Raw genomic sequence first — 3,521 nt, 5'->3', positions numbered from 1 at the left:
CCCGCCGCTCCCTGGGGAGCGGCGGGGCCTCGTCGCCGGCATGGGTCACCTCGTGCTCAGCGCTTGGCCTGGCGGGGGACCAGGACCTCCTCGTAGATCAGCAGTAGCCCGGCGGCCGTGGGGATGGCCAGCAGGGCGCCGAGCACACCGGCGAGGGTGCCGCCGACCAGGGCGGCCACCACGGTCACCGCGCCCGGCACGGAGACGGTGCGCTTCATGATGCGCGGCACGATGAGGTAGTTCTCGATCTGCTGGTAGATGCCGTAGTAGGCCAGCACCACCAGCGCGGTCTGCGTCGAGTGCCCCAGGGCGATGGCGGCCACGAGCACCGCGCCGATGGTGGCGCCCACCATCGGGATGAGCCCGAGGAAGCCCACCAGCGCCGCGAGCACGGCCGCGTAGGGGATCTGCAGCAGCGTCATCATGACCCAGCTGCACAGGCCGTTGATGGTGGCCACCATGAACTGCCCGGCGGCGTACCCGCCCACGCGCCGCATGATCTCCTCGGCCAGCTCCTCCACGCGCTCCCGGCGCGAGGCCGGCACGAGGGCGTACCCGGCGCGCTTGGTCTGCGGCAGCGTGGCCAGGAAGTACAGGGTGAGCACCAGCACCGTGAAGGCACCGAACGCCCCGGCGGCCAGCAGCCGGCCGGCGCCGAGCACCCCGCCGGTCACCTGGCTGGTGAGGTCTCCGGAGCTCACCCGCTTCTGCAGCTCGTTCTGGAAGCGGTCGGTGAGCTGGAAGTCGCGGTCGGCCTGCTGGATCCAGTCCTGCTCGAGGAAGCGCTGGGTGTAGGTGGGGGCGTCGTAGAGCAGGGCGGTGGACTCGTCCACGATGGGCGGCAGCACGAGCGCGCCGATGCCGGTGAACGCCACGAGCAGCCAGAGGAAGACCACCGCCACCGCCCCGCCGCGGCGCAGCCCGCGCAGCATGAGCTTTTCCACCAGCGGGTTGAGCGTGAGGGCGAGGAAGACCGAGACCACCAGCAGGGTGAGCACGAAGCCCAGCTGCCGGGCGGCCATCGCCATGGCCAGAGCGGTGAGCACGCCGAGCGTCGCCACGAAGCCCACGACGAAGGGTCGCTGGGCGTGGCGCGGGGCCTCGGGCGTGGGTGCGGTCACGGTGGTGGGGCGGGGCCGGTGGGGCGTCGCCGGCGGCCTCAGCGGCCCTCGGCCGACGGCTCGACGAGCTCCACCAGCACGCCCCCGGCGTCCTTGGGGTGGATGAAGTTCACGCGGCTGTTGCTCGTGCCGCGGCGGGCGTCGTCGTAGAGCAGGCGCAGGCCGCGCTCGCGCAGGGTGGCGCTCACGGCGTCGATGTCGTCCACGCGGTAGGCCACCTGCTGCATGCCCGGGCCCTTGGAGGCCAGGAACTTGGCGATGGTGGAGTCCGGGGTGAGCGGCGCCAGGAGCTGCACGTGGGAGTCGCCGATGCGCATCATGGCCTCGCGGACGCCCTGCTCCGGGTTCTCCTCGGTGTGCGCCAGCTCCATGCCCAGCACGTCGCGGTGGAAGGCGATCGCCTCGTCGAGGTCGGCGACGGCCAGCCCCACGTGGTCGATGGCGGTGAAGAGGCTCTCGGTGGAGGGAGTCGGCTGCATGGGCCACAGGGTAGTGGGGGCCACCGACGACCTGACAGCCCGGGCGTGGCGCGGGTCACACGGGCGTTAGGCTGCACCGCAGCGAGCACGCCGGACCGCCGGTCCGCGCGCGCCCCGACCCCGCCCGATCCCCTCGTCCCGTGGAGGAAGCATGTCCGACAACACCACCGTCATCGTCGCCGGAGCGCGCACCCCGATGGGTCGCATGCAGGGTGCGCTGGGCAGCCTCTCGGGCGCCGAGCTGGGCGGCGTGGCCATCAAGGCCGCCCTGGAGCGCGCCAAGGTCTCCCCGCAGGACGTGGACTACGTGGTGATGGGTCAGGTGCTGACCGCCGGCGCAGGCCAGATCCCCGCCCGCCAGGCCGCCGTGGCCGGTGGCGTGCCGATGGACGTGCCCGCGCTCACCATCAACAAGGTGTGCCTGTCCGGGCTCAACGCCATCGCAATGGCCGACCAGACCATCCGCGCCGGCGAGTTCTCCTGCGTGGTGGCCGGCGGCCAGGAGTCCATGACCAACGCCCCGCACCTGCTCCCGAAGTCGCGCGGCGGCTTCAAGTACGGCGACGTGACCCTCAAGGACCACATGGACCTCGACGGCCTGTGGGACGCTTTCACCGACCAGGCCATGGGCGGGCTGACGGAGTCCGCCAACACCGACGACCACAGTGGCGCCCTGACGCGCGAGGAGCAGGACGCCTTCTCCGCGCGCTCCCACCAGCGCGCCGCCGAGGCCGCCGGCAAGGGCGTCTTCGCCGAGGAGATCGCCCCGGTGAGCGTGCCGCAGCGCAAGGGCGACCCCGTCGAGGTGACCGCCGACGAGGGCATCCGCCCGGACACCACCACCGAGTCCCTGGCGACGCTGCGCCCGGCGTTCAGCAAGGACGGCACCATCACCGCCGGCAACGCCTCGCAGATCTCCGACGGCGCCTGCGCCGTGGTGGTCATGAAGAAGGCCGATGCCGAGGCCGCCGGCCTGGAGTGGCTGGCCGAGGTGGGCGCCCACGGCGTGGTCTCCGGCCCGGACTCCAGCCTGCAGATGCAGCCGGCCAACGCCATCCGCGCCGCGCTGGCCAAGGAGGGCCTGTCCGTGGAGGACGTTGACCTCTTCGAGATCAACGAGGCCTTCGCCGCCGTCGGCATCGCCAGCGCCCGCGATCTGGGCGTCAGCGAGGACAAGGTGAACGTCAACGGTGGCGCCATCGCCATGGGCCACCCCATCGGTGCCTCCGGTGCGCGCCTCGTGCTCACCCTGGCGCTGGAGCTCAAGCGCCGGGGTGGCGGGGTCGGCGTGGCCGCCCTGTGCGGTGGCGGCGGCCAGGGCGACGCGCTCGTCGTCCGCGTGCCCCGGGCCTGAGGGCGGGGCACGTGCTCGTCGCGTTCAGCGTCGCCCCGTCGTCCGGGGACCCCGACGGCGGGGTGAGCGAGGCCGTGGCGCGCGCGGTGAAGGTCGTGCGCGCCTCGGGCCTGCCCCACCGGACCGACGCCATGTTCACCACCCTCGAGGGGGAGTGGGACGAGTGCATGGCGGTGGTCAAGGAGTGCGTGGAGGTGCTGGCCGCCGAGTCGCCCCGCGTCTCGCTGGTGCTCAAGGCCGACGTGCGCCCCGGGTGGACCGGGCAGCTGGAGGCCAAGGTGGAGCGCGTGGAGCGGCACCTGGCCGACGGGGACGTCTGAGGGCAGCCGGGGCCGGGCCCGGCGGCGACTCGTAGGCTAGGGCCCAGACGGGGCGATGCAGCCCCCTGCCCGATCCCGACGCCCTTCCCAGGAGGAAGCATGACCTCCCAGCCCTTCCCGCGCGGTCTGCGCGGCGCCGTCGACCTGACCGGACTCAAGCAGCAGCAGGTGCAGCAGGCCACCGCCGCCGCGCGCGCCGGCGCCCAGCCCGGTGGTGCCCCCGCTGGTGCGGGCTCCGGCGCCCCGG

The 3,521-nt window shown here is 73.3% G+C and carries 4 protein-coding genes; 2 read left to right on the top strand and 2 right to left on the bottom strand.

Annotated elements, in window-relative coordinates; translation table 11 throughout:
* Positions 1-56 precede the first annotated feature (56 nt).
* Entirely contained in the window at positions 57-1,121 is a 1,065-nt protein-coding gene (locus tag HMPREF3099_RS01855; RefSeq protein ID WP_070703498.1) for an AI-2E family transporter, read from the bottom strand.
* 38 nt (positions 1,122-1,159) lie between these two features.
* Positions 1,160-1,600 (bottom strand): methylmalonyl-CoA epimerase, encoded by a 441-nt coding sequence (mce, locus tag HMPREF3099_RS01850; RefSeq protein ID WP_070703497.1) that lies wholly within the window; start codon positions 1,598-1,600, stop codon positions 1,160-1,162.
* Between the two features lie 151 nt (positions 1,601-1,751).
* On the opposite strand from mce, the gene HMPREF3099_RS01845 reads away from it, so the two are divergent.
* The gene (locus HMPREF3099_RS01845; RefSeq protein WP_070703496.1) at positions 1,752-2,954 is read left to right on the top strand and encodes an acetyl-CoA C-acetyltransferase; all 1,203 of its coding nucleotides are present in this window, start codon (positions 1,752-1,754) and stop codon (positions 2,952-2,954) included.
* A gap of 11 nt (positions 2,955-2,965) precedes the next feature.
* Positions 2,966-3,274 (top strand): thiamine-binding protein, encoded by a 309-nt coding sequence (locus HMPREF3099_RS01840; protein ID WP_070703495.1) that lies wholly within the window; start codon positions 2,966-2,968, stop codon positions 3,272-3,274.
* Positions 3,275-3,521 lie beyond the last annotated feature (247 nt).

Origin of the sequence: Kytococcus sp. HMSC28H12, from assembly GCF_001816045.1 — a bacterium.
Lineage (GTDB): Bacteria > Actinomycetota > Actinomycetes > Actinomycetales > Dermatophilaceae > Kytococcus > Kytococcus schroeteri.
This window is presented reverse-complemented; position numbering and strand designations above follow the sequence as displayed.